At 59.2% G+C, this 26554-nt stretch carries 19 protein-coding genes and 1 pseudogene; 17 read left to right on the forward strand and 3 right to left on the reverse strand.

What is annotated here, in order from left to right; genetic code table 11:
• The 7 genes from BMW76_RS38150 to BMW76_RS38180 all read left to right on the forward strand — a co-directional run.
• On the forward strand, nucleotides 1–211 hold a 211-nt coding region (locus BMW76_RS38150; protein WP_143062439.1), incomplete at its 5' end, for a transposase.
• A gap of 240 nt (nucleotides 212–451) precedes the next feature.
• Nucleotides 452–1741, forward strand: coding sequence for an SLC5/6 family protein (locus BMW76_RS38155; RefSeq protein ID WP_245763563.1), 1290 nt, complete (start codon nucleotides 452–454; stop codon nucleotides 1739–1741).
• A 56-nt stretch (nucleotides 1742–1797) separates the two neighbouring features.
• A complete protein-coding gene (locus BMW76_RS38160) occupies nucleotides 1798–3024 on the forward strand; it encodes a MalY/PatB family protein (RefSeq protein ID WP_090873901.1) in 1227 nt (408 codons plus the stop codon).
• A gap of 49 nt (nucleotides 3025–3073) precedes the next feature.
• Nucleotides 3074–3415: a carboxymuconolactone decarboxylase family protein gene (locus tag BMW76_RS38165; RefSeq protein WP_015004423.1), complete on the forward strand. Its 342-nt coding sequence runs from the start codon at nucleotides 3074–3076 to the stop codon at nucleotides 3413–3415.
• Between the two features lie 151 nt (nucleotides 3416–3566).
• Nucleotides 3567–4787, forward strand: coding sequence for a CaiB/BaiF CoA transferase family protein (locus tag BMW76_RS38170; protein ID WP_015004422.1), 1221 nt, complete (start codon nucleotides 3567–3569; stop codon nucleotides 4785–4787).
• Nucleotides 4775–5980, forward strand: a complete 1206-nt coding sequence (gene acdA / locus BMW76_RS38175) for a 3-sulfinopropanoyl-CoA desulfinase (RefSeq protein WP_090873902.1) — start codon at nucleotides 4775–4777, stop codon at nucleotides 5978–5980. The genes BMW76_RS38170 and acdA overlap by 13 nt, the downstream gene beginning before the upstream one ends.
• Nucleotides 5981–6115: 135 nt before the next feature.
• On the forward strand, nucleotides 6116–7330 hold the full coding sequence (locus BMW76_RS38180; protein WP_090873903.1) for an MFS transporter: 1215 nt from the start codon (nucleotides 6116–6118) through the stop codon (nucleotides 7328–7330).
• A gap of 185 nt (nucleotides 7331–7515) precedes the next feature.
• Here the strand turns inward: BMW76_RS38180 and BMW76_RS38185 are convergent, their stop codons facing one another.
• On the reverse strand, nucleotides 7516–8139 hold the full coding sequence (locus BMW76_RS38185; protein WP_015004419.1) for a TetR/AcrR family transcriptional regulator: 624 nt from the start codon (nucleotides 8137–8139) through the stop codon (nucleotides 7516–7518).
• A 120-nt stretch (nucleotides 8140–8259) separates the two neighbouring features.
• On the opposite strand from BMW76_RS38185, the gene BMW76_RS38190 reads away from it, so the two are divergent.
• A complete protein-coding gene (locus BMW76_RS38190; protein WP_090873904.1) occupies nucleotides 8260–9012 on the forward strand; it encodes an SDR family oxidoreductase in 753 nt (250 codons plus the stop codon).
• A 1375-nt stretch (nucleotides 9013–10387) separates the two neighbouring features.
• On the opposite strand, the gene BMW76_RS38195 is transcribed toward BMW76_RS38190, so the two are convergent.
• Nucleotides 10388–11299 (reverse strand): LysR substrate-binding domain-containing protein, encoded by a 912-nt coding sequence (locus BMW76_RS38195; RefSeq protein WP_090873905.1) that lies wholly within the window; start codon nucleotides 11297–11299, stop codon nucleotides 10388–10390.
• Nucleotides 11300–11455: 156 nt separating this feature from the next.
• Between BMW76_RS38195 and BMW76_RS38200 the strand changes: the two genes are divergently transcribed.
• Both BMW76_RS38200 and BMW76_RS38205 read left to right on the forward strand, forming a co-directional pair.
• On the forward strand, nucleotides 11456–12484 hold the full coding sequence (locus tag BMW76_RS38200) for a DUF1338 domain-containing protein (RefSeq protein ID WP_090873906.1): 1029 nt from the start codon (nucleotides 11456–11458) through the stop codon (nucleotides 12482–12484).
• A 1-nt stretch (nucleotide 12485) separates the two neighbouring features.
• Nucleotides 12486–15464 carry an FAD-binding and (Fe-S)-binding domain-containing protein gene (locus tag BMW76_RS38205; RefSeq protein ID WP_090873907.1) on the forward strand — a complete coding sequence of 993 codons (2979 nt, stop codon included), beginning with the start codon at nucleotides 12486–12488 and terminating at the stop codon, nucleotides 15462–15464.
• On the opposite strand, the pseudogene BMW76_RS42345 reads toward BMW76_RS38205, so the two are convergent.
• Nucleotides 15413–15657, reverse strand: a pseudogene (locus BMW76_RS42345) (cupin domain-containing protein); the annotation flags it as partial. The gene BMW76_RS38205 and the pseudogene BMW76_RS42345 overlap by 52 nt on opposite strands.
• A 1292-nt stretch (nucleotides 15658–16949) precedes the next feature.
• On the opposite strand from BMW76_RS42345, the gene BMW76_RS38215 reads away from it, so the two are divergent.
• The 7 genes from BMW76_RS38215 to BMW76_RS38245 all read left to right on the forward strand — a co-directional run.
• Nucleotides 16950–18101: a branched-chain amino acid ABC transporter substrate-binding protein gene (locus BMW76_RS38215; protein WP_090873908.1), complete on the forward strand. Its 1152-nt coding sequence runs from the start codon at nucleotides 16950–16952 to the stop codon at nucleotides 18099–18101.
• 269 nt (nucleotides 18102–18370) lie between these two features.
• The gene (gene amaB / locus BMW76_RS38220) at nucleotides 18371–19870 is read left to right on the forward strand and encodes an L-piperidine-6-carboxylate dehydrogenase (RefSeq protein WP_090873909.1); all 1500 of its coding nucleotides are present in this window, start codon (nucleotides 18371–18373) and stop codon (nucleotides 19868–19870) included.
• Nucleotides 19871–19984: 114 nt separating this feature from the next.
• On the forward strand, nucleotides 19985–21157 hold the full coding sequence (locus BMW76_RS38225; RefSeq protein WP_090873915.1) for an NAD(P)/FAD-dependent oxidoreductase: 1173 nt from the start codon (nucleotides 19985–19987) through the stop codon (nucleotides 21155–21157).
• A 348-nt stretch (nucleotides 21158–21505) separates the two neighbouring features.
• Nucleotides 21506–22726 carry an aminotransferase-like domain-containing protein gene (locus BMW76_RS38230; protein ID WP_090873910.1) on the forward strand — a complete coding sequence of 407 codons (1221 nt, stop codon included), beginning with the start codon at nucleotides 21506–21508 and terminating at the stop codon, nucleotides 22724–22726.
• A gap of 19 nt (nucleotides 22727–22745) precedes the next feature.
• Nucleotides 22746–23495, forward strand: coding sequence for an electron transfer flavoprotein subunit beta/FixA family protein (locus BMW76_RS38235; RefSeq protein WP_090873911.1), 750 nt, complete (start codon nucleotides 22746–22748; stop codon nucleotides 23493–23495).
• 9 nt (nucleotides 23496–23504) lie between these two features.
• Entirely contained in the window at nucleotides 23505–24446 is a 942-nt protein-coding gene (locus tag BMW76_RS38240) for an electron transfer flavoprotein subunit alpha/FixB family protein (protein ID WP_090873912.1), read from the forward strand.
• 1048 nt (nucleotides 24447–25494) lie between these two features.
• Nucleotides 25495–26554: MalY/PatB family protein (locus BMW76_RS38245; RefSeq protein WP_090873913.1), on the forward strand; the 1060-nt coding region annotated here is incomplete at its 3' end.

Genomic DNA, 26554 nt, shown 5'->3' on the forward strand with positions numbered 1-26554 from the left:
AGTGGACGAGGTAGCGCGCGGCAAGAATCGCAACAAATCGAAGATCCGTGCTCGGGTTGAGCACGTGTTTGCTGTGGTCAAGCGCCTGTGGGGCTTCACGAAGGTGCGCTATCGCGGTCTGGCGAAGAACGCCAATCGCGCCTTCGTCGCGCTGGCGTTGACCAACGTCTATCTCTCGCGCAGACGATTGATGGCACAGGTCCGCCCGTAATGGGCGAAATGCGGGCCGAAGGCCCGTACGCAACGCCCTGGTGGGCAGGAAAAAACAAGCGGAAAGCTTCTCTCACGATCAATCTGCCTCTGTTTGCGCCCGAATGGATGAAAACAACGGCTTGTTCAGCGTTGCCCTAAGGATGATCCGACGGCAAAGCAAAGGATGATCCAGCGTCGAAAACATAAGAGCTACTTAAGGCCCGCCGGCGCCACGCACAATTAACTACAGGAGACGAGATTGAGTACTTCCGCTGAGCTGGACGTGTCCGCCGGATTTGTCGGCAAGGTGCCGTTCACCCGATACGATCTTGGATGGGTCATCCTCTGCATCGGAATGGCAATCGGCGCCGGCATCGTTTTTCTGCCGCTTCAGGTTGGTATCACCGGCGTCTGGGTGTTTGCTGCGTCGGTGGCGCTGTCGTATCCCGCGCTGTACATGATGCAGACGCTATATCTGCAGACGCTTTCAGGCAGCACGGAATGCGAGCATTACGCGGGAATCATTACCCAGTACCTCGGAAAGAACTGGGGCATCTTTCTGGCGATTGTGTACTTCTTCATGCTGCTCAAAGGCATGCTGACCTATTCCATGGCGGTGACCTTCGATGCGGCGAAGTACCTGCAGAGCTTCGGCGTGACCACAGGGCTGCTCTCGGACAGTCCGTTCTTCGCGCTGGCCATTCTGTGCCTGCTGGTCCTGGTCGCCGCGCAGGGCGAGAAGCTGATCTTCAGGGTGTCCGGTCCGCTGGTGCTTTTCAAGCTCGGCGTGGTCGTGTTGTTGGGCGTGGTGATGATTCCCCATTGGGATGTCCGCGCGAACCTGCCGTCGCTGCCGGAGTTCAAACGGTTCGTGATCGACACCATTCTCACGGTGCCGTTCACCTTGTTCTCCATCCTCTTCGTGCAGATCCTCAGCCCCATGAACATCGCTTTCAGAAAGGTGGAGAAGGACTCGCGCGTCGCTACGTATCGCGCCATTCGCGCCAACCGCATTGCGTTCGCCATCCTGGCTGTCGCGGTCCTGTTCTTTGCCACGTCGTTTGCGTTGGCGCTCTCGCACGAGCAAGCGCTCTCAGCCAAGGTGCAGAACATCTCGGCACTCGCACTGGCTGGCAGCGTCATCCATGGAGATGGTGTGCTGTACATGACTGCGGCCCTGAATGTGTTCGCAATATTAACCGCCTTCCTTGGGATCTACCTGGGCTTCGAGGAAGCAATCAAAGGCATGGTCATGAACGTCCTGACGCGCTTCGCTCCGCAGGAACGCGTCAATGCACGCCTCGTATCCGCCGGCGTTTGCGTGTCTATTGTGCTCGGGCTCTGGTTCTGGGTACAGACGCGCTTCTCCATCCTGTTGCTGCAACAGTTGGCATCGCCCATCTATGGTATTGCGTCGTTCATCATCCCGTGCGTTCTGGCTTACAAGGTGCCGGCCCTTCGGAGATACGTATCCTCCAGAGTTTGGTACGTGTTTGCGTTTGGCGTGATCGTGTGCCTGTCGCCCGTACTCAAGGCGCTGGGTTACTGAAGTTGCCCCCGACGCGGCTTTCGCAATCTACGCAAGACAGAAAGAGGCAAAGAGCAATGACTCAGAATCGAAGTGCGCTGGCGGCCGGCGCAACCTGGTTTGATTTCGACACCGTGGTGGACCGCAGCCGTAGCAATTCACTCAAGTGGGGGAACCCGGCCGGCGCCATGACGGATGTTCAGGCACAGGCCAGGCCATTGCCCATGTGGGTGGCGGACATGGATTTCATGTCTCCGCCGGCGGTGATCGACGCGCTGCACGAAGCCGTTTCGCACGGCATTTATGGGTACCCGGCGGGCATGACGAAAGGTTACGTCGAAGCCGTGATCGGGTGGCAGCAAAAGCGCTTCGGCTGGGATGTGCCTCCTGGATGGGTGGTTCCGGTCGCCAGCGTCATTGCGGCGCTTAAAACTATCATGCAGGCGTTTTCACAGCCTGGCGATTCGGTTCTGATCCAGCCGCCGGTCTATGTGCACTTTCATCACGATGTGCTCATCAATGGTCGCCACATCACCGCGGCACCACTGCATTTCGATGGGCGACGTTATCGCTTTGACGCCCAGGTGTTCGAAAACGCGATTCGAGACAACACCAGGATCTTCATTCTGTCCAACCCGCACAACCCGACGGGCAATGTATGGACAGAAGAGGAACTGCGCACCATGGGCGAAATCTGCATGAACCACGGCGTGCTCGTGATCGCCGACGAAATTCATTGCGACTTTGTGTACGGTGCCGGAAGGAAGCACACACCGTTTGCCTCACTGGATCGACGGTTTGCTCACAACAGCATCACCTGCACGTCGGCGAGCAAGACGTTTAATCTGGCCGGACTGCAATGCGGCAACATGTTCATCGCCGATAAGGTCAAGCGGGACGAGGTGATCCGCACGATCGAGAGGAACCACAACACCCGCATCAACCTGCTCGGGATGGTGGCTACCGAAGCCGCCTTCACGCATGGCGCAGGCTGGGTAGACGAGCTGGTGACCTACATCGCCCGGAACCAGCAGCACTTCGCCGAGCGCATCAACGCGCTCGATGCTGGTCTGAGGGTAATCGACATGGAATCGCTCTACCTGGCGTGGATCGACTGCCGCGCGCTAGGAATGACACCGGATGAGCTCGAAGATTTCATGCTCGTCAAGGGCCGTGTGTGGCTTGACAAGGGCCCGAAGTTTGGCGTTGAAGGTCACGGCTTCATGCGCGCGAATCTCGGCTGCCCCCGCCAGACGGTGGACCTCGCGATTGCGCGAATAGCGGAGGCGCTCGCGCAACGTTGAGTGCCATTTTGCAGGGTGTTTGCGACGCTGAAGTCAACAGGAGACGAAGATGATCAATGACTGGGCTGAACTGCTTTCGAATCAACGTGCTGCCGGGGCAAATCTGCTGAAAACGAACACGCCGGTGGGCAAGGCATTCTTTGGCCTTAACGAGTCGTTGAATGAGAGCAAAGCGCTAGACCTCAAGACACGTGAGCTCATCGCACTGGCCGTGGCAGTCACCACACGATGTGAGGGTTGTATCGCGTCGCATGCTGCAGCAGCGCAAAGAGCGGGCGCAACGAAACAGGAGGTTGCGGAGGCGCTTGGAACCGCCATTGCCCTTAATGCGGGCGCCGCGTTTGTCTATTCCGCGAGAGCGATGGAGGCTTTCGGTCAGTTTGATACCTGAGCGCAGGTACGGCGCGGAAGTCAATGCGCGGGAGCCACGCGCGGCGCTAGAGCCGAAAGGTCATGGATGTAACCAACCCTCCACTTAGGCCGATGTTGCTGGCGCATCCTGCGCACAGCCGCGCGGTGAACTACTCCGACGGAAATATGGCATGAAATCTGGACAGATGACAGCACTGGCGGGCATCAAAGTCCTCGATCTCTCCCGCATCCTGGCGGGCCCAAGTGCGACCCAGCTGCTTGGTGACCTTGGCGCTGATGTGGTCAAGGTTGAGAAACCTGACGAAGGTGACGATACGCGCAAATGGGGCCCACCGTACGTACGCGGGAAGTCGGGCGAGGAAACGGAAGAGAGCGCCTATTATCTCGCGGCCAACAGGAACAAGCGATCGATTGCTATCGACATCGGATCGGCCGCGGGTCGCCAACTTGTGCATCAACTGATTGCACACGCCGATGTGCTGGTCGAGAACTACAAGGTGGGCGGCCTTGCCAGATACGGCCTGGCGTACGAGCAGATCAGGGATCGATATCCGAGGCTGGTCTACTGCTCGGTCACAGGGTTTGGGCAGACGGGCCCCTACGCCAGCCGACCCGGCTATGACTTTCTGATCCAGGGCATGGGCGGCATCATGAGCCTCACCGGGGTGCCGGACGGTGAACCGATGAAGGCTGGTGTTGGGATCGCGGACGTCATGACTGGCATGTATGCCGCCGTCGGCATCCTCGCGGCCCTCCAGCATCGGGAGCGAACGGGCAAAGGGCAGCACATCGACATTTCCCTGCTCGATACGCAGATTTCCTGGCTCGTCAATGCAGGAACGAATTATCTGGCTGATCGTCAGCTACCGGCCCGCCTGGGCAACGGCCACCCCAACATCGTTCCATACCAGGTGTTCTCAACGGCGGATGCACCGATGATCCTTGCCGTTGGCAACGATGCACAGTTTGGGCGGTTCTGCGACGTCGCCGGGATCAACGAACTCGCGTCCGACGAACGCTTCGCGACGAACTCGATGCGAATTCGTAATCGGGCAGCACTGTGCGAACTGGTCGATAACACCTTGCGAACACGGCATCGCGCGACATGGCTGCAGCAGCTGGAGGCAGTCGGGGTCCCGTGCGGGCCTGTGAACAATCTGGAAGACGTATTTGCCGATCCACACGTCAAAGCTCGCGGTGCCGAGTTGCACATGCCCTGTGAGTGGGCGATGGATGGGGAGCTTCGTCTTCTGGCAAATCCGCTGAGGATGTCGGCTACGCCCCCGAGCTACAGGCGACCGCCGCCACGGTTGAACGAGCATGCTGCCGAAGTACTGACGGATTGGCTTGGAACAAATCAATCGCTACAGGAGACGCCATGTACGACCTGACCGCCGGGCAGTTGACTCTGCAGGCCCAGGCGCGGGAGCTCGCGCAAACGGTATTTGCCCCGACCGCCACCAATACGGACCTCATGGAGGAGTATCCATGGGACAACGTCACAGCACTGCGCGACGCGGGGTTCATGGGCATGACATTGCCAAGGAGCCTGGGTGGGCGTGGTTTGTCTTACCTGGACACCGTGATCGTTATTGAGGAAATGGCCAAGGCGTGCGCCACCATGGGCCGCATCACCGTCGAGGCCAACATGGGCGCAATCGGCGCTATCGCCAGGTATGGGACGCCCGAACAACTGAAGTTGGCCGCAGAACTGGTTCTGTCGGGGGACAAACCCGCGATCTGCATCTCTGAACCCAACGCTGGCAGCGCTGCCAGCGAAATGACCACGCGTGCCGACAGGAAGGGTGATGACTACATCCTCAACGGCGAGAAGTACTGGATCACCGGCGGCGGCGTTTCAAGACTGCATCTCATCTTCGCGCGTGTGTTCGACGATGGCGTGGAGCAAGGCATCGGTGCATTCATCTGCGTGCGGGATGGCAACGCACCGGCCGGGCTTGTGGTCGGCCGGAGGCTTTACGCGATGGGTGTGCGCGGCATCCCTGAAACCCACCTCGAGTTCCGCGACCTCAGGGTGCACAAGTCGATGCTCGTGATACCGCCCGGCGGACTGAAGCGAGGTTTCGCGGCGCTGATGACAGCCTACAACGCGCAGCGGGTCGGTGCTGGAACGGTCGCCCTGGGCATCGCACAGGGTGCCTTTGAGGAAGGTATGGCGTATCTTAAATCGCGACAGCAGTTCGGTCGACCCATTGCCGAGTTTCAGGGACTGCAGTGGATGCTGGCCGACATGTCAACTCAACTGGAGGCCGCTCGATTACTGTTGCGTTCTGCGGCATGCAGCGGCACGGATTTTCCGGATATCGACAAGGCGGCACGGGCGAAGATTTTTGCGGCTGAGACCGCCAACAAGGTCACCAACGACGCATTGCAGTTCTACGGCTCATCTGGCTACGGGCGCCACAATGCGATGGAGCGTCACGTCCGTGATGCCCGGATGTTCACCATTGCAGGCGGTACAGCGCAGATTCTGCGCACACAGGTCGCGGCCACACTCCTCGGCATGAAGCTGCCGCAGACACGCGATGGCTACCTGAAGGCGGCACCAGGCAAAGACGCCTGAGTGATTTCAGCCACGAGGCACGTGGGCCACGCGTGCTTCGTTTTCAACAATCAATAACCGCCCTGCCTTTCTTTTTCTCCATCTGCTGCACGTCGCGTTTTTACGACCGGGGCGCTCGACCCCGGCGAGGTCCATATGAATCGTCAATTGCTTTTATGCATCGGCCGTGCGGGTACCTGCATGGGCACGATGGCATTTGCGGGTGCATTGCCCGTACTGCGTCCAGTCTGGCACATGGATGCAACGACTGCCGGCGCGATCCAGACCGCGTTCAATCTCTCCAACGCCATTGCGCTTCTGGTTGCTTCCTGGCTCTCCGATAGCCTGGGCGCCAGGCGTATGTATCTCGTCTGTACATGGGCAGGCGCTGCCGCCCTTGTCGTATTCGCTATCTTCGCAAGGTCCCCACACGCCGCGGGAATCCTGATCGTCTTCGTGGGGCTCACGCAAGGCGGCGCTTACACGCCTGCGCTGCTGCTCGTCGCGGACCTGAGCTCGCCGGCAGAACGCGGGCGCGTGATGGGACAGGTTCTGGCGGCCGGTTCATTCGGCTACCTCCTTTCTGTCGTTCTCTCGATGTGGGTGGCGAAGTCATGTGGCCCGTCGACGGCGTTTGCTCTGTGCGCCATCGGCGCCCTGGCCGGCGCGATCGTTGGCCAGTTCAGCCTTAAAGACGTCGAGAACCGACGACATGAGCGTAACGCGGCGTCTGCGGAGCCAATGCGCTGGGGCAGCATTTTCGGTCCCACGTCTTTGTGTCTTCTGGTCGGTTATATTGCCCATTGTTGGGAGTTGCTGGGTAGCTGGGCGTGGACTCCGACGCTGTTGGCGACTGCACTTCAACCGTCCGGGCTTGGCGCAATGACCACGAGCCTGATTGTAGGCGGCACGGTGCACCTGTCGGGGATGATCGCCACGGGAGTCGTCGGCGCGTTGTCGGACCGATGGGGCCGGTCACGCGTGCTGGTGTACGTTGGTGCAATGGGCGCCTTGTGCTCGATGCTGATCGGCTGGTCCGCGCAGTGGGGCGCCGGCTGGGTGATCGCGCTGGTGGCCATCGGCAGCTTTTTCATTCTTGCCGATTCGGGCGTACTTTCAGCGGCCATGACGGACGAAGTGCCGGCAGCTTATCTCGGCCGCGTGATGGGCGTCAGATCGATTCTCGGGTTCGGCGCTGGAGCGCTTGCGCCCATGACATTCGGAGCAACGCTCGATTGGACGCATCAGTGGGGGTGGGCGTATATGTCACTCGCTGCTGGTGGGCTCCTCGCGTTCATCGCTGCCCTGACGTTGCGAAAAATCAACCAGCCAACGGCATGCATGTCGATCGCAACGAGATCCGTTTCCTAACCCGAATATCAGCAGCGCCTGCGCTGACGGGACATCTGACTGCGTCGGCGTCAGACGCTTTGTCGTCGCGCCGCCAGGCCACATGTGTATGGCCTCATAAGTAGACGAGCCGCAACGGTCGACGGCGCTTGCGGCGCAAGCAAGCCGATTCCGTCAAAAATTCGTCAGCCGTTTTGCATGTAGCCTCATTTCAGTCGTGAGTTGAGTGCCGGTGGGACTGCACCATACCGGAGCCCATCGACGAACAGGGCCACCAGCCTGCGAGCGTCGGGAGGATCGGGGCATTCGAGTGGAGCACAGAGGGCAGCCACCGCGCACAGGAGCTCGTCGGGCTGTATCCCTCTGCGAATGTCGCCCGAAGCGATCGCCGCATCGAGGAGACTCTGAACGACCGGACGGAGTCGCTCCAGGAAATATGAAGGCAAGGCCTTAAAGGCGGGGTCGCCGGAATTCAGGGCGGCGGCAAGTCCACGCCTCCTCGTCACGAAACCAACATAGGTATCTATCCATCCCGCCAATGCCTCCCCCGCGCCAAGCGTGGCGGCAAGTTCAACACCCTCATCCGCGCATGCATCCACTTCGCTGCATAGCGCGGCCACCACAAGGTCGGAACGCTGCGGGAAGTGGCGATAGATTGTGCCGATACCTACTCCGGCCTTTTGGGCAATCTCGCGCACCGGGGCATCAATTCCGGAGGATTCGAAAACAGCCAGTGCCGTTCGCAGCAACGTGTCGATGTTGCGTTGCGCGTCGGCGCGCACCGAACGCGGTGCACTTTCGCGGGCCTTCGTGGTTGTCTTGCTGCTCAATTCATTTCCCTCTTGATAAACGGAACAATGTTCCGTATAGTCCGTAAACGGAGCGTCGTTCCGTTTGCAATTCTAACGTAAGCGAATCGCGCTCGCCCATCATTTTTGAACGGAGCAAACATGCATAACACACCCGTGGCACTCGTTACCGGTGCAAACAAGGGAATCGGCCTTCAGGTCGCGAAAGATCTGGCATCGAAAGGCTTCAAGGTACTGGTCGGCGCACGCAAGCTGGACCTGGGTGTGACGGCAGCGAAAAGCGTTGGAGCAGACGCCCAGGCCATCCAGCTCGATGTGACGGATCAGGCGTCGATTGCCGCCGCGGCGAGGCAGATCGAGCACACGCTGGGACGTCTCGATGTGCTGGTCAACAACGCGGGGATCTCACGTCCGATCAAGCCGGGGACGTCTGTCGAACAAATGAGAGATGGGGATAAGGTGAGCCGTGTATCAGTCAACGATATGCGGGTCGTGTTTGAGACCAATGTGTTCGGGGTCGTCGCCGTCACCCAGGCGATGCTGCCACTTCTTCGAAAAGCACCGGCGGGCCGCATCGTCAACGTTTCGAGCGCAGGTGGCTCCCTCACGCTCAAGGACAACCCGTCGGATTACTCGCGACAGTACGTCGGGGTCTATCAGGCATCGAAAACCGCACTCAACGCAGTGACGCAGGCGTTCGCCATCGAGCTGGAGGGAACCAGCATCAAGGTCAATGCAGTCTGTCCGGGGTTCACCGCAACGGATTTGAGCAACTATGCCCCCGGAGCTGGATCGGTTGAGGATGCGGCACGGGAACCCGTTCGCCTCGCTCTCCTGGACGCAGATGGGCCGACCGGCACTTTCTCCAACGCAGCGGGTCCGCTTCCGTGGTGAGGTGGTCAATTAAGCGCCACAGTATAGATGAACAGTGATCTTCCCGACCCAGGACGGCATGCCGTTCTCCTTGGTCGGGCGCGTCATCGACGAGGTCGTGCCGTGACGCATATAGTCGTGCGTGCGTCGCGCAGGAATGCGCATCCCTATGGGACGAATTATTCTCATTGGGATTGGAGGCGGATAAGTATCCGCTCGATGATGTAGTGCAACGATCACGCGCCCGCACCGTCAATGTCGCCTCACTGGCGGACGCATCTTTTTCGCTGCTTTCAGTGACGCGCAGTATGATGGTCCGGAATCTAGCTTCTATCGCAGCAGGTAGATCATTGCATGCACGGCATGCACCGATAACGAAACGAAGTCGCACCGGTTGTCGCCTGATTGATTTCACAAAGATGCGCTTGCGTAGCACGGCCCCCAACACGCGCCGACCTCCGCCAAGCTTGACGGAGCTAGGTCAACTCCTCTCGAAAGAAAGGCAGCCGGTTGCGAGTGGAATCCGTCTGTTCAAATCGGTCGGAATTGGCTTGGCTGATGTCGCGCTTGGCGAACTCGTTCGGCGACGAACGTCCGGTCAACGATAAGGGAGGGGGGCTGAGCGAACGTATGAGGCGCCGGTGCAGGGCATCGCACTTGTTAAAGCAATTCTATTGCCGATCAAGCCGCGCGGAAGAACAATGGCGACCGGGGTTGCAATCCCATCCCATGTTTGGTCCATTGGAAGGCATGGGACGCAAGAAGTTAGAAGCATCGCAATTCGGGATCGTGTGATGTCCGCAACATTCGACGGTCAACGGGCGAGCTCCGTGTCCTCGACGGCCCCGAGATCTTTTAAGCAGTGGGACCGCCAGACTCTTGGCTGGCAATCGCCGTCGGAGCACAATCGCGCACAAGCTGGTGGGGCATTCGCCCTAGTGCCACAGATATTGAGGTCGTCTTGCGTGGTTCTGTTTCCGGTTGGTGCTGACACTGACTTCTGACCAACCTGAGCCTTGTAAGCCCGCGCTAAATGGAAGCCCCAAAGCTTGATGCACAGGCGATGATGAGCTTGTGCGATGCATTAAGGACGGTAACGCGATGTCTCCGCGTGCGTTTGCCTAACCGGCGCTCGTTGACCTTGTTGAGCCTCTTCGCCGACGAAGATAGACGTGTAGACGTGACGTGACGATGCGACCGCTAAGCCGCGCTCGCGTGGGAGTGCGTTTCGGGCGAATTTTTCATCGCGCTTTTGGTGGCTCCTCGATGCTGACCAACGATGCAGAAGTCGGGAGGCGCGATCAAAGGCAAGACCCGCCACTCATGCCGCTTCAGCGGACTGTATTCTTGCAAGAAGCCGACTGCGCTGAATGTCCAATTCACGGTATCCAGCCTGTCACGCCTCGTTCGGGATCGCATTGTACGCGCTGGCCTGTTCCAGGAGCCACGCTCTGAAAAGCTCTAGCGGCTTGCCATGGCTGAGTTCAGTCGGATAAACGAGGTAGTAGGCTGAATCAACCGCCGAGGCCACTTCGAATGGGATGACAAGGCCCTGTTGTTTCAGGTGCCCATCGACAAAAAATTTCGGAACCAGTGCGATGCCCAGTCCCGCTGCTGCAGCGGCGATCAGCATCGTGTGCAACTCGTAGCGCACGCCTTGCATCGTCGAATTGTTCTCGACACCCAAGTCAAAAAACCAGCGCGTCCATGCGTCGGGGCGAGTCGTGGAGTGAAGGAGCGGATAGTTGAGCAACTCGTGTGCTTTTTTTATCGGTCTGGACAGCAGCGACGGCGCGCAGATTGGAACGACTTCCTCTCCGAACAGATAATCCGCGGACGTGCCGGGCCAGGTGGGTTTGCCGTAGTGGATGGCTGCCTCGAAGTGCGATTCCTCGAAGTCGAACATGCCCGTCTGCACACCCATGTTGACCCGCACGTCGGGCGTTCGATCGTTGAAGTCCTTCAGGCGGGGAATCAGCCAGTGCGAGGCGAATGTCGGAAGCACGGCAAGTTCGAGATAGCCGCCGCCGCTGCCGTGTGCAATGATCGAAAGCGTATCGCGGTCCAGATTCTCCAGCGCCCGACGTACCTGCGTGCCGTAGAGCCGTCCGGCCCGGGTAAGAACCACGCGCTGCTTCGCCCGAACGAAGAGGCGCACGCCGAGATTCGATTCCAGCGTCGCTATCTGCCGCGACACCGCGCTCTCAGTCAGAAACAGCTCCCTGGCCGCATGCGTGAAGCTCTCGTGCCGCGCTGCGGCTTCAAAGGCCATCAGCGCACCCATGTTCGGAATCTTGAACTTGCGCATCTTCGTTCCAAAAACTCATCACGTGACAATTTAATATCGCTTTACGCGGTGCGCAAGGGTTCCAATAATGCGAATCACGTCAGGATCGCCTTCAACCGGAAGGCAGAAGGATGACCCATTCCCGCCTTCGCGGCGGTCTGCTCTGAGAGATAAGCGATGCGCAATGCGAACGTAGAACGTCTGTTGACGAAGCTGCTCGGCCACGAAAAGACTGAATTCCTGTTCTCGACGCTGAATGCCCCAGCTGTCCTGCAGGACTGGGAGGACGGTACCGTCACGCGTGCCGAACTGGCGCAAGCCATGAACATGGCGCTTTTCGAGGACCTGCTACTGCGCTCGCCGAACGGACGCACGTACACGAATGACGCCATCGCCAGCGGTGGCTCGGTGTACTTCGACCATGGGGCGCTTCGTACTGTCCGCTGGCCGCATAACGGAGCGCTGCCTCCGGGCGAAGGTGCTTTCACCCGAATCCTGCGTCCGCTGGGTTTCAGGCTGAACGGTCGCTACCCGTTGGACAAGCTCGGCATGACGGGCCGCGCCTACGCGCACGAAGACGCGCCAGACGAAATCGCACAGTTCTTCGTCAGCGAACTTCACCCCGAGCGCTTTTCGAAGGAATTTCAAACGGCCGTCACCAACGTCGTGAAATCGTCGAAGGACCCGTTGACGCCGGCCGCTATTTCGCAACTGTCGGATCTTGAACGCGACGGCTCGCTGCCATTCGAGGCGGCTCAGGAATTGCTGCCCGTCATCGTTGGCGCATTTGCCCGTCAGCACGACATTCCTAGCGAAGCAGACTATGAAGCGCTGCTGCTGGAATCCGCTGAGATGGCATGGATTTCGACCGAAGGCAATGCTTTCAATCATGCAACGGACCGCGTGGACGATGTGTTCGCATTGTCGGATGCCGAGAAGGCGAAAGGCCGGCCCATGAAGCCCGAAGTCGAGCGTTCGCGTTCGGGCCGCGTTTTCCAGACGGCGTACCGTGCCGATACGGTCAGGCGTGAGTTCAGGTCCGCCAACGGCAGGACCGTGACGCGTGAAGTGCCGGGCTCGTTCTATGAATTCATTACGCGCAAGCGCACGTTCGATCAAAACGAGCGCCGCTGGCAGACCGATCTGCGCTTCGACGCCGGCAACGCCACGGGAATCTTCAAGATGACCGCCAACGCAGCGAAGTAACGTGAAAGCCGCCACACCGTTTCAGGCAAGCAAGAGTCTGCTTCAGGAACTCGAAGCGGAGCTTCGGAGGTCGATTCGAGGTGAAGTCCGCTTCGATTCCAGTTCAAAGGCCCTCTATGCTTCCGATGCGTCGAACTATCGGCAGATACCGCTAGGCGTTGTCGTGCCCGCCGACGTCAATGATCTCGTTGCAGCACTGGGCGCGTGCCGTCGCAAGGACGTTCCGTTTCTGACCCGCGGCGGTGGCACGTCGCAGAACGGGCAGTGCGTGAACGTGGCGGTGGTGGCCGACGCAAGCAAGTGTGTGAACCGGGTCGTTTCAGTCGATCCGGAAAGCAGAACGGCAATCGTCGAGCCGGGCGTCGTGTGCGATACATTGCGCGACGCTGCGGAAAAGCACGGTCTCACGTTTGCGCCGGACCCGGCGACGCACAGCCGCTGCACGCTTGGCGGCATGATTGCCAACAACTCGTGCGGCGCGCATAGCGTCATGGCGGGCAAGACCGTCGAAAACGTCGAGGCGCTCGAAATCGTCACGTACGATGGCGCCCGCTTCTGGGTCGGGCCGACCACCGACGCCGAACTCGTAGACATCATCGCGCAAGGCGGTCGTCGCGGCGAGATCTACCGCAAGCTGCGCGATCTGCGGGATCGTTACGCGGACCACATTCGGGACGAGTTCCCGCAAATCAGGCGGCGCGTGTCGGGCTTCAATTTGGACCAGCTGCTGCCGGAGAACGGCTTCAACGTCGCGCGTGCGCTGGTTGGAACGGAAGGCACCTGTGCCGTTACACTTCAGGCAAAGGTCCGCCTTGTCCACAGCCCGTCATGCCGCGTGCTGCTTGTCCTCGGCTTTTGCGACATCTATACGGCCGCCGATGCGGTTCCTCATTTCAACCGCTTTTCGCCGATAGCGATCGAAGGTCTGGATCGCGGCATCATCCGGGGACTGCAGGCGCGCGGGTTGAAGGCCGAGGAAATAGCATTGCTGCCCGCTGGCGATGCGTGGGTCGTGCTGGAATTCGGCGCCGACACCGTTGCCGACGCTATCCAGCGGGCCAACGATGCGCACGCCTGGTTTGCGGCGGGCGAGGGCGGTGCTGGTGTCACCGGCTTCGTCGTCGAAGATAAAGCGAAGCAGCAGAAGATCTGGTCGATCCGTGAGACGGGCGCCTCTGCTGTATCGCTATCAATCGATCCTTCAAAGCCTGACCCGATGGTTGGCTGGGAAGATGCGGCTGTCGATCCGCTGCGTCTCGGTGATTATCTGCGCCAGTTTCAGGCACTCGTCGACCGCTATGGTTACGAGACGTGTCTCTACGGCCACTTCGGCGACGGCTGCGTTCACGCCCGTATCACGTTCGACGTCCGTACCGCTGAAGGCGTGCTGGCGTGGCGAGGCTTCCTGCGCGAGGCGGCGCAACTGGTGGTCGATTTCGGCGGTTCGCTCTCGGGCGAACACGGGGACGGTCAGGCGAAGGCAGAGTTTCTGCCCATCATGTACGGCCCCGAAATCATCCAGGCGATGGAAGCTTTCAAGGCCATCTGGGACCCGGCAAACCGGTTGAATCCGGGCAAGGTTGTGAACGCCTATCGTGCGGATGAAAATCTGCGCATGGGGCCGTCCTACAAGCCGGTCAAGCTGACTACCCGACTCACGTTCGCGAGCCCTGAAGGCGACGGCATGCAACGCGCAGTCGAGCGCTGCATCGGGATGGGCAAATGCCGGTCACTCGAAGGCGGCACGATGTGCCCGAGCTTCCGGGCCACGAGAGAAGAGAAGTACTCGACGCGTGGGCGTGCTCATCTGTTCTGGGAAATGCTTCAGGGCGAAGTCATCACGAATGGCTGGAACAGCCATGAAGTGAAGGAAGCACTGGACGCCTGTCTGGCCTGCAAGGGCTGCAAGTCGGATTGCCCGACGCACACGGACATGGCGTCGTACAAGGCAGAGTTTTTTTCACACTACTACGAAAGCCATCGCCTGCCGAGGCAGGCGATGTTCATGGGAAGGATCGGACAATGGGCACCGGTGGCGAGTCGTTTTCCGTGGCTTGTGAACTTTTTGGTGTCGACCCCGCCCTTGGCTCGTCTCAGCAAATGGTTCGCTGGCGTCGCGCCGCGGCGCAATCTGCCTGTCTTTGCGCCAAGGACTTTCAGGGCGCTGGCGAACCGGCGCGGATTGAGAAACGGGCAAGCCGCTTCGAAGCCAGCAAACAAGGTCATTCTGTGGGTTGACACCTTCAACGATCATTTTTCGCCGGAAATCGCTACGGCCGCATTAGATGTATTGACCAGGATCGGCTATCAGGTTGTGCTCCCCCGCAAGCGGCTTTGCTGCGGGCGACCGCTGTACGACTACGGGCTTCTTGACGAAGCGAAAGCCTTGCTTCGCAGCGCGGTCGATGAACTCGCAGACGACGTCCGGGCAGGCGTACCTGTCGTTGGACTCGAGCCGGGCTGTCTCTCCGTCTTCAAGGACGAACTGCTGAAGCAGTTGCCCGATGACGTGATGGCGAGAAAGCTATCCGAGCAGACATTCCTCTTCCCGGACTTCGTCGCTAGCGCGGATTTCGACTGGCCGCAACTCGACGCTGAAGTGGTCGTGCACGGTCACTGTCATCAAAAGTCGCTGTTCGGGATGAAGGGCGAGACGATGCTCCTGGACAAGCTTGGCGTGACCTGGAAGCTGCTCGATGCGGGATGTTGCGGGATGGCGGGTTCATTCGGATTCGACGCTGGACACTACGACCTGTCGATGAAAATCGCGGAAGACGGGTTGTTGCCGCTGGTGCGCAAGGTGCCATCCAATGCCTTCATCGTGACGAATGGATTCAGCTGTCGCGAGCAGATCGAGCAAGGGGCAGGGAAGACGCCATTGCACATCGCCCAGCTTGCATTGAAAGCACTCGAGAATGTGTCGTCGATTCAGTCGGCGGCTCGATCGCGCGTCACGGGCGACCTGACGTCGGTGTCGTAACGTGGCGCGTCGTAGTGGTCGTTGATGAGCCAGAGGACCTCCGCATCCTCTTCGCTCGTCGATACCGCTGCGTGACGGTCCTGCTGTCGAAATAGATGCTGTCGCCCGCTTCCAGATGTGTCGACGCATATAGCTCAGAATACAGCCAGACGCTGCCGCTCAACAAGAACAGAAACTTTTCGCCTTCGTGACGGCTGTTCAATTGCGGGTGCCTGGGTGATGCCTGTGTTTCCAAACACAACGTCGCGGCAATAGCGGCCTGTTCGCGAAGCTCCGCACATTCAACGGCTTTTGATCGATACGACGTCGGGCGCGTTTCGCATCTGAAACTCGTTCCCGGTGCGGTTTCTTTGAACGTTCGGTGAGCGTTGGAAGACGGCATTGTTCGATCGTCGTCAGCCTTGTCTGGAACGCGGCCTTGAACATCGAATCCAGTCTTTGAGGGGTTCCGGACAGACGGCGAAAGATCTGGAGGAGGAATTTCTTCGGACAAGGCCGAGAGAAAGAGATGGAGCATGCGGCAGCGTTTTAGCGAGGAGGCGAAACTGTACGCCTCGCGAAACAGGCGCATCTGCAATGTGCGGTGTCGGTTCCGACTGCCTGTGCCACTTCGGACAAGGTCCATTGATATTCAGGCACCGCGAACATCTGTTGCGCAAGCGCGCGTCCGAACGGCGCACTCCCGTGCCAGAAGGCTTGACGAAGCGTCATCCAGTCAGGCTCCGTGAAAGGAAGAGCGACAAGCGACTCAAGAGTTAATGTGCCTGACGCATAACCTTGAACGCCCGGCTCGACGGGATTTCGAGAACACGGTTTCAGCGGGAATGACCTACCCAGCGCTCGTCGCCGCCTTTTTCAGGCGCGGTTTCGGCGATTATTGCATGTATGCCGGCGCGGGGATGCCACCGCACATGAAACGGGCATCGCAGGCCGTGCGCGTTGAGCGATCTCGATAGACTGAAACATATTTCCATGACAGGTCGCGGAAAGGTGAAACTCGATGTGGAACGGCGGCAATCGCGCGAGCAGTCCAGTTTCGTAGTTGAAACGCGCAATGCGTACCATAGAGAACGACACGCCAGCGCACATTTATAGGATACCAAAGCAAATGATATGCGAGCGAAGCACAGTTAGATAACGCTTCGAGCGTATATCGGCCGGACCGATGCCGTGCATCGATCCAATACTGGTGTCTTCTCGGGTGATCAACCGTTCAGAAATGCCGCCCCTCGGGTATCTACTGACATGACGGAGCGACTGCTTTATGGGTCTCGAAGCATTGTCGGTAAAGGCTTGATGAGAAAATCGCATCAGGTCGTGCATAGATATCGTTTGATGCATAGTTATCGGCTACACACAATCCGCTCACACCTTCACGCTGGTGCCCTTGGCATCGACTCGGACGTGAGTGTAAGACGCGCGCTGGAGCCATTCTGGTCGCCGAAGTGCGCTTAAACCCGACTACAGATATCAAAGGAATGCCCCATGATTTTCCGTCTTCGCACTTCCCCTCGCGTGCTCGCTGTCGCAATGGCACTTACGCTGGCTGCGTGCGGCGTTAGCGCACAAGAGGTGGTGGTCAAGGTTGGCGTCGCCAGCCCGCTTACGGGTAGTGGCGCGGCGTACGGCAAAGATATCGAGAACGGCGTGCGCATGGCCGTCGACGAAGCCAACGCCGGGCATCCGACGATTGGTGGCAAGCCGGTCAAATTCGTCGTGGAATCGCAGGATGATCAGAGCGACCCGAGGATCGGCGTTCAGGTCGCCCAGCAACTCGTGGATGACAACGTCGCGGTCGTTATCGGGCACTTCAATTCGGGCACGACGTTGCCGGCGTCGAAAGTCTATGCAAAGGCGGGCATCCCGATGATTACACCCGCAGCGACGAACCCGACCATCACGCAGGCAGGACTGAACACGGTCTATCGCGTCATCGCAACGGATTCGCAGAACGCCGGCAATGCGGGGACGTACGCTGCAACGGTGACGAAGGCCAAACGCATCGCCATCATCGACGATCGCACCGCTTTCGGCCAGGGCGAGGCCGACGAATTCGAAAAGGCAGCGAAGGCGGCAGGCGGGGCCATCGTCGCGCGGGAGTTTACGAACGACAAGGCGGTGGACTTCAGCGCCCAGCTCACGCATATCAAGGGCACGAATCCGGATCTGGTTTTCTTCGGTGGTCTGGACGCGCAGGCGGCAATGCTCGTCAAGCGTATGCGTCAACTCGGGATGAAGGCGCAGTTCCTGGCCGGTGGCGGCGTGATGGATGCGAACTTCATCAAGCTTGCGGGTGACGCCGCTGATGGCGCGTCGGTCTGGGAGTACGGCCAACCACTCGGAACGCTTCCGAAGGGCAAGGACTTCGAAGTGAAATTGAAGCAGAAGTACGGCGTCGACATGCTTGCCTATGCGCCATTTGCCTACGACGCCACCTGGGTTGCCATCAAGGCGATGGAGAAGGCCAACTCAGTGAAGCCGGCAGAATACAACGCTGCATTGAAGGCGACGAACTACGACGGTATTACCGGGAAGATTGCATTTACGCAGACGGGTGACCTCAAGAATCCAAGCTCGACGATGTATCAGGTCAAGAATGTGGCCTGGGCTCCCGTGATGACCAAGACGGCGGACTGACGTTTCATTCAGGCGTTGATTGAAGCAGTGCGGCCTGGCCGGCCGCATTCGTGCTGCCGCAACGGCATCGAACGCGAGATGGCGTGCTGTTTTCATGCGAAATGCGCCCCGTGTTTGCAGACAGACTGATTTGACGGCATCAAACTCCAGGAAGCTGCTGCGTGCGTTAAAGACCTTAAAACGCGAGCGCGAGTGTTGTAGCCAATGGCGTGCGTGCATGGTTTCCTGACGTACTGTTATTTCGTATCGAAAATTTGAAGGGGTATCAAGTGAAAGCATCGGCCATCCTCTCGGAACTCGGCATTTCCCACCTCGCGGAAGCTGGCGACATCGCCGTGCATTCGCCCATCAACGGCGAACTGATCGGCCGTGTTGCAAGCAGGTCGGTTGGGGAGGTCGATGCGGCACTGGCGAAAGCACAGGGTGCCTTCGAGATCTGGCGTAGCGTGCCTGCGCCGCGCCGTGGCGAGCTGGTACGGCTGCTTGGCAACAGGCTGCGTGAACAGAAGCGCGCGCTCGGCAGCATCATCACACTGGAAACGGGCAAGATTTTTCAGGAAGGTCTGGGCGAAGTGCAGGAAATGATCGATATCTGCGACTTCGCGGTCGGCCTGTCCCGCCAGCTTTACGGTCTGACCATCGCGTCGGAGCGTCCGGGTCACCGTATGGCCGAGACTTGGCACCCGATGGGCGTTTGCACAATCATTTCGGCGTTCAACTTCCCGGCGGCCGTGTGGTCGTGGAACGCGGCGCTCGCACTGGTGTGCGGCAATGCCGTCATATGGAAGCCGTCAGAGAAGACACCGCTGACGGCGCTCGCTGTCGACAAAATCCTCCAGGACGCACTCAAGGAATTCGGCGATGCGCCCGAAGGTCTGACGAGCGTCATCAATGGCGGACGAGCCGTCGGCGCGAAGCTGGTGTCCGACCCGCGCTCGAATATCGTAAGCGCGACGGGGAGCACGGAAATGGGCCGTGCGGTCGGTATCGAAGTTGCGCGCCGCTTTGGCCGCTCGATCCTGGAACTGGGCGGCAACAACGCCGGCATCGTTTCGCATACGGCTGATATGGAACTGGCGCTGCGCGGCATCCTGTTCTCTGCAGTCGGCACGGCAGGTCAACGCTGCACGACCCTGCGGCGTCTCTTCGTTCACGAAAGCGTCTACGACAAAACGGTCGAGCGTCTGAAGACCCTGTACAGCAAGGTCCCGATCGGCGACCCGCTGGAACATGGCACGTTGATGGGCCCGCTCATCGACGAGCAGTCGTTCAATCGCATGCAGGCAGCACTGGAGCAGGCAAAGCGCGAAGGCGGCAAGGTGTTCGGGGGCGAGCGCCATGCCGTCGCTGGCAAAGAAAAGGGCTTCTACGTGCGTCCGGCTATTGTTGAAATGCCATCGCAGACGGAAGTCGTGCTGAAAGAGACCTTTGCGCCGATTCTCTACGTGCTGAAGTACAACGACTTCAATGACGCGATCGAAGCAAACAATGCGGCCGTGCACGGCCTGTCGTCCTGCGTCTTCACGACGGACCTGCGCGAAAGCGAGCGCTTCCTGTCGGCGTCAGGCAGCGACTGCGGCATCGCGAACGTGAACATCGGCCCGAGCGGCGCGGAAATCGGTGGTGCGTTCGGCGGTGAGAAGGAGACGGGTGGCGGCCGCGAGTCGGGCTCCGATGCCTGGAAGGCTTACATGCGCCGCGCGACGAACACGGTCAACTTCTCGTCGGCACTGCCGCTCGCGCAAGGCATCGACTTCAACATCGATTAAAGTCGGGCGTCCTTCGATATCAGCCGGTACGAACTTCTATAGAAGAACGTATCGGCCTTCCGTTTTACTGGCGCCTGACGGAGCGCCTGAGATAATTGCAACGTGGAGCAAGTCGTGAGTTCTCAAGTCGTTATCGTTGGCGGCGGAGTAATCGGTAGTTCTATCGCTTACTTTTTGCGCGCTTCAGACCCGACGGTTTCCGTGACGGTCATCGAGCGTGACCCGAGCTATGCGAAATCGTCGTCGGCGTTATCGGCCGCTTCTATCCGGCAGCAGTTTTCGACGCCGCTGTCGATCCAGATGTCGCTGTATGGGATCGAATTCCTGCGCAACATCGGTGACCTGCTCGAAGTCGACGGAAACAGGCCCGCTATCGAGCTGCACGAAGGCGGCTACCTGTTCCTCGCGACGCCTGCGGGTGAATCTACGTTGCGCGAGAACCACGCATTGCAGAAGAGCCTCGGTGCGGATATCGACCTGATGTCGCAAGACGCGCTGAAGGCAAGGTTTCCGTGGCTGAACGTCGAAGACATCGTCGCTGGTGCATACGGCGTCAGCGGTGAAGGCTGGTTCGACGGCTATGGCCTCGTTCAGGCCTTGCGCAAGAAAGCGCAATCGCTCGGTGCACGTTACATCGCGGCGGATGTGACGGGACTCGTTCGTGACGGCCGGAAAGTGACTCATGTGATTGCGGGCGACGGTGAACGGTACGCGTGCGATACGCTCGTCAACGCTGCAGGCGCATGGACGCGCACGGTATCGGAAATGATGGGGATCGACATCCCTGTCTATGCGCGCCGTCGAAGCATCTTCAATGTATCGTCGCCTGCGCGCCTGGCCAACGCGCCGTTGCTGATTGACCCCACGGGCGTGTACTTCCGCCCGGAAGGCAAGACGTATATCACGGGAACGTCGCCTGGCGTTGACAATGACCCGGACGATCTGCCGCTGGACGAAGTCGACCACAGCATTTTCGACGAAATCATCTGGCCGACCCTGGCTAACCGCGTACCGGAGTTCGAAGCACTGCGCGTCGAGAACTGCTGGTCGGGCTACTACGAGTACAACGTATTCGACCATAACGCCATCATCGGTTATCACCCGGATATCGACAACTGCGTGTTCGCCAATGGCTATAGCGGTCACGGTTTGCAGCAAGGCCCCGCAACAGGGCGCGGTGTGAGCGAGCTGATCCTCAAAGGCAGTTACACAACGCTCGATCTGTCGTCTCTGAGCTGGTGCCGTGTGCTGGAAAACCGTCCGATTGTCGAAAAGAACGTCGTGTAGTTGTGACGTAGCGCCGCCCCGTTCCAAGGTGGCAATCTCCCTGGTATCTTTGCTTCGGCCCGACGATGTCGGGTCTTTTTCTTTCTGCTCGCGAAACGATTCAACTTTTATTCGAAAGTGTGGTTCGGGAAATACCGACGGTCTCCAGGGTCTCCAGGCCCGCATAGAGCCTCGCTGTCAGGGTATTTTGTGCCACGGGTGATGAGAAAACATCATAACGTGGTGCGTAGATATCGTTTGATGGATCAGTATTGGCTGACCACAATCAAGGCTCAAATTACCCACTGATGCCCACGAGGCATCGACGGCCTGGACGACGCGATCGCCCGGCTCTCAGCCATCACTGACATGTACGAATTCACCGCGCCTTTTCAGAGTCCCTCCGGTTCCCCGATCCGAGAATTGTTCAAGTACCTGAGCGAGCCGGGAATGATTTCGTTTGCGGGCGGCTATCCGGCCAGCGACCTGTTCGATGTCGAGGGTCTGGACGCGGCTGAGGCACGCGCATTTCAGGCTTCCAACCAATGTCTGCAATATGGTCCGACTGACGGATTGCCCGAGCTGAAAAAAGAACTGCTCGCGTTGATGGCTCGTCGCGGCGTGACATGTGCGCTGGACCAGCTTCTCGTTACGACCGGCTCGCAGCAGGGCCTGGACCTGTTGCTGCGCATCATGGTTGCGCCGGGCGACGTCGTGATGACAGAGCAGCCGGCCTACCCAGCGACGCTCCAGGCGATGAAGCTCCAACAGGCCCGAATCGTCACCGTGCCCGTCGACGAAAACGGCCTCGATGTCGACGCGCTTGCGACGTTGCTTGCGTCAGGCACGGTCGCGCGTCCCAAGCTGATTTACACGGTCCCGACGTTTGCCAATCCGACGGGGGCAACGCTTACGCGTGAGCGTCGGATTGCGTTGCTGAATCTGGCTGTGAAGTACAGGTTTCTTATCGTCGAGGACGATCCCTATGGCGATCTGCGATTTGCGGGGGACACTGTCCCTTCGATTCTGGCGCTCACGAATGAAGTCGAAGACTCGCGCGACTGGGTCGTGCACTTCGCAAGCCTTTCGAAAATCGTTGCGCCTGGCCTGCGTGTGGGCTGGACGATTGCTGACGCGGAAATTACGCGCCGCTGCGTCATCGCCAAACAGACCGTCGACCTTTGTAGCGCGCCCTGGACGCAGGCAACGGCCGCTCAGTATCTGGCAGATGGCGCGCTAGAGCGGCATCTGCCGCGTATAACCAGGATGTACAAGCGCAAGAGTGACGCGTTGTGCAACTCGCTGCATGAGCAATTGGGTCATGCCATTCAGTTTCACCAGCCGGAGGGCGGCATGTTCGTCTGGGCGCGCGTTGAGGGCGTCGATGCATCCGGGCTGCTCAAGCGCGCGATCGCGAACAGGGTCATCTTCGTACCTGGAAAGGCATTCTTCGCTGACAAGGTCGACACGTCAGAATTGCGTCTCTCGTTCGCAGCGCCGGGCGTCGAAGACATCGTGGAAGGCGTGAAGCGGCTCAAGCGCGCATATGACGAAGCACGAGCGGGCACCGTCTCATCAGTTCAATCGTAGCAGGCAGAGGTACTCGGAAATGAAAGTATTGGTTGCTGTGAAGCGGGTCGTCGACTTCAACGTAAAGGTTCGCGTGAAAGCCGATCAGACGGGTGTCGAACTGGCCAACGTCAAGTTCTCGATGAACCCGTTCGACGAAATTGCCGTCGAAGAAGCCGTGCGGCTCAAGGATGCGGGTCACACGACAGAAGTCGTTGCGATATCGGCTGGTCCGACGCAGTGTCAGGAAACCTTGCGCACGGCACTGGCCATCGGCGCTGATCGTGGCATCCACGTGAAGGTCGACACCGAACTCCAGCAGCTTGGTGTCGCGCGAATCCTGCGCGCGATCTTTGAGCGGGAGAAGCCGGATCTCATTATTCTCGGCAAGCAGGCTATCGACGACGATGCGAATCAGACAGGTCAGATGCTGGCCGCCCTCGCGGAGATTCCACAAGCGACCTTTGCATCGCGGGTGCAGGTGGAAGGCGGTGTGGTGCTCGTTGCCCGGGAGATCGATGGTGGTGCCGAGACCGTCAGTATCAAGCTGCCTGCCGTCGTGACGACTGATCTGCGCCTCAATGAACCGCGCTACGTAACGCTGCCCAACATCATGAAGGCAAAGAAGAAACCGATCGACGTCGTCGACGTAGCGGAACTCGGCGTCGACATCGCACCGCGCGTAAAAACGTTGAAGGTCAGTGAGCCATCCAAACGGGCGGCGGGTGTGATCGTGCCGGATGTCGATGCGCTGGCGCAGATGGTCAAAAGCAAAGTCACGCTGAATTGAGGTCCTGTCATGACGACATTGGTAATTGCGGAACACGACAACGTCGAACTCAACGCTTCGACGCTTCATACTCTGATGGCAGCACGTCGAATTGGTGAACCGATTCACGTACTCGTCGCGGGTTTCAGGTCAACTGAAGTCGCAGCGGCAGCGGCAAGGCTCGAGGATGTCGAGAAGGTATGGCACGCCGACGCAGAACATCTGAAAGACGGGTTGGCCGAAGCCATCGAACCCAACGTAGTCGCTCTCGGCAATCAGTATTCGCATCTTGTTTTTCCGGCGACTGCCTATGGCAAGAACATCGCTCCGCGCGTCGCTGCGAAGCTGGCGGTCGGACAGATCTCGGACATTACTGCGGTGATAAGCCCAGACACGTTCGAGCGTCCCGTCTATGCGGGCAACGCGATCGCGACGGTACAGTCGCTGGACCCGGTGAAGGTTCTGACGGTTCGTCTGTCAGCCTTCGATGCGAGCGCCGCAGAAGCGGCGGCAGCGGCACCCGTCGAAGCCCTTGCGGCCGTGCCCGACAGGGGCATTTCGACGCTCGTCAGCCGCGAACTGACTAAACTCGAGCGCCCGGAGCTGACGGCTGCAAAGGTCATCGTGTCGGGTGGCCGCGGACTGGGATCGAGCGACCAGTACAAGTCCGTGCTGGAGCCTCTTGCCGACAGACTCCAGGCCGCGCTCGGGGCTTCTCGTGCAGCCGTCGACGCTGGCTACGTGCCCAACGACTATCAGGTTGGACAGACCGGAAAGATCGTCGCTCCCGACGTCTACATTGCTGTGGGTATCTCTGGCGCCATCCAGCACCTTGCCGGCATGAAGGATTCGAAAACCATTATCGCAATCAACAAGGACGCGGAAGCGCCGATTTTCTCGATTGCGGACGTCGGCCTTGTCGGCGACCTCTTTGAGGCTGTGCCCGATCTGGTGGAAAAACTCGACGCGTGACCTGTGCATCGCAATCAAAGACACAAGGGTTAGCGTCGTCGAATCTTGAGCATCCCGCCGATAAGGCGGATGCGACAGTCCGCTGCTCTTTCATAAAATCCCCATGAGAAAACATGGACGAGACTCGGGAGAGTCTACGTCGCGGCGAAGCCGCGGCAGGTATAAGAGACGGACGATCCGTATTTGGCACACAGACACTTGACTTCAGGCGTGCGGCGCGCAGGGAACAGAGGTTGAACTGAACATTCCGAAAATCGTAGGTGAGTTGAGTCATCGTTGTCGTCCAATGGCTCGGGTGTGCACAAGCAGGAAATCACCGTCGGGACTTTCACCGCTACTTTACCGAGGGCGGTCGCAAAAATTCGGGTACGCCAATCCTTAATCCGGCGGTACCTGCCGCAGTGCCTGCAGGGCCGGCGGAGCGCGTCATAAGCGCGGATCTGATCTTGTGCGACGCGCTGTTGCAGGGCGGCCAGAAGTTGACGACCTTCCGCTAGGGATAAGCCGAAGTCTGCAATGGTTGCGCCTTCTACCCGTCGCCGCACAGCGCAAACAGTGACCCTCTCTCCCGTTCCCTGCCGCTCCAGATAGATCTTCCAATGCAGTTCCATGGCCGTCTCCCCAGCGGGTCAATGGTTCCAGTGTAGTCGATGCGGTCGACTCCTCCTGATCTCGTCCGCTCCCATGATCGGTGCATCGACGTCGCCTTCATGGAGGTCGGCACGAGCGCACGCAGATACGGCTTACATCAGTCGAACCGGCAGGTCGTGGTCGACGGCCAACCTGATCGAGGTACTTGAAGGTATTTTTGGAAAATTGAAAACGGTGGGAAGCCGTTGCAACCATCGCCGCGTGCACATGGTGTCCCGATTCCTCGTGGTGCCCATCGTCTGAAGGCTCCCTCGTGCACAAGGCAGGCGGGCATCCATGAGCTATGCTCACTGCTCCATGAGAACATACCATTGTTGCCCGGAATTTCGCGCTGCTACTCTAGCTGCAATACGAGGTCACGCCACCGGCGTGCCGTCTACCGCGAACGGAAGTCATCGTGAAGCTCCATTGTGAAACGCCAGCAAGCGGCGCAGGTGCCGGAAAAGTCGGATCCATTTTTGATGAAGTTATCGACCGCAAAAACTCCAATTCACTCAAGTGGGCGTTCGGCGAGAAGTTGCTGACGGCACGGGAATTCGCGGCCGATCCGCTGCCGATGTGGGTGGCGGATATGGATTTCAGGGCGCCGCAAGTCGTCATCGATGCACTGCATGAGGCCGTCGAGTTCGGTGTATTCGGGTATTCACGCGGAGCGACCGAGAGCTACGTCTGCGCAATAACCGGCTGGCAGGCAAAGCGCTTTGGCTGGGAGGTCCCGGGCGAGTGGGTGCTTCAATCCAGCGGCATCATCACCGCGTTGAAAACAGCCATCCAGGCGTTCTCTTCGCCGGGTGACTCGGTCCTGATCCAGCCGCCCGTGTACGCGCATTTCCACGACGATGTTCTGCTGAACGGGCGCCAACTGACCTGCGCGCCGCTCGAGCGCACGGGAACCGTATATCGCTTTGACGAAAAGACGTTCGAAGCAGCGATCAGGCACAACACGAAACTCTTCATTCTGAGCAATCCGCACAATCCGACGGGCAACGTCTGGTCGGAAGGCGAACTGCGGGCGATGGGGGAAATCTGCCTGCGGCATGGCGTGCTCGTGATTTCAGACGAGATTCATCAGGATCTCATCGTGAATCCATTCAAGAAACACATCCCATTTGCGTCGCTCGGGAAAGTGTTTGCGGAGAACAGCATCACCTGCACCGCGCCGAGCAAGACCTTCAACCTGCCGGGACTTCAAAGCGCAAATCTTTTCGTGCCCAATCGCTGCATTCGCGACGAATTGCGTCGGCAGTTCGACAGGAACATGTACCCATCCGTCAACACGCTGGGGATGGTCGCCGCCGAAGCCGCTTATTCTCGTGGTGAGCCGTGGCTCGAAGAGTTACTGCGGTATCTGCGTGAAAATCACACGTACTTCCGAAATGCGGTCCACAGCCTCACGTCGAAGATCGAGGTTCTACCTGCCGATTCGCTCTACCTTGCCTGGATGGATTGCCGGGGAC

Source organism: Paraburkholderia diazotrophica, from assembly GCF_900108945.1.
Lineage (GTDB): Bacteria > Pseudomonadota > Gammaproteobacteria > Burkholderiales > Burkholderiaceae > Paraburkholderia > Paraburkholderia diazotrophica.

Coding starts and splice junctions, on each gene's coding strand:
- BMW76_RS38180 (WP_090873903.1), top strand. CDS start 6,116: ATGAATCGTCAATTGCTTTTATGCATCGGCCGTGCGGGTACCTGCATG.
- BMW76_RS38195 (WP_090873905.1), bottom strand. CDS start 11,299: ATGCGCAAGTTCAAGATTCCGAACATGGGTGCGCTGATGGCCTTTGAA.
- BMW76_RS38200 (WP_090873906.1), top strand. CDS start 11,456: ATGCGCAATGCGAACGTAGAACGTCTGTTGACGAAGCTGCTCGGCCAC.
- BMW76_RS38170 (WP_015004422.1), top strand. CDS start 3,567: ATGAAATCTGGACAGATGACAGCACTGGCGGGCATCAAAGTCCTCGAT.
- BMW76_RS38240 (WP_090873912.1), top strand. CDS start 23,505: ATGACGACATTGGTAATTGCGGAACACGACAACGTCGAACTCAACGCT.
- BMW76_RS38230 (WP_090873910.1), top strand. CDS start 21,506: ATGTACGAATTCACCGCGCCTTTTCAGAGTCCCTCCGGTTCCCCGATC.
- BMW76_RS38215 (WP_090873908.1), top strand. CDS start 16,950: ATGATTTTCCGTCTTCGCACTTCCCCTCGCGTGCTCGCTGTCGCAATG.
- acdA (WP_090873902.1), top strand. CDS start 4,775: ATGTACGACCTGACCGCCGGGCAGTTGACTCTGCAGGCCCAGGCGCGG.
- BMW76_RS38190 (WP_090873904.1), top strand. CDS start 8,260: ATGCATAACACACCCGTGGCACTCGTTACCGGTGCAAACAAGGGAATC.
- BMW76_RS38160 (WP_090873901.1), top strand. CDS start 1,798: ATGACTCAGAATCGAAGTGCGCTGGCGGCCGGCGCAACCTGGTTTGAT.
- BMW76_RS38235 (WP_090873911.1), top strand. CDS start 22,746: ATGAAAGTATTGGTTGCTGTGAAGCGGGTCGTCGACTTCAACGTAAAG.
- BMW76_RS38165 (WP_015004423.1), top strand. CDS start 3,074: ATGATCAATGACTGGGCTGAACTGCTTTCGAATCAACGTGCTGCCGGG.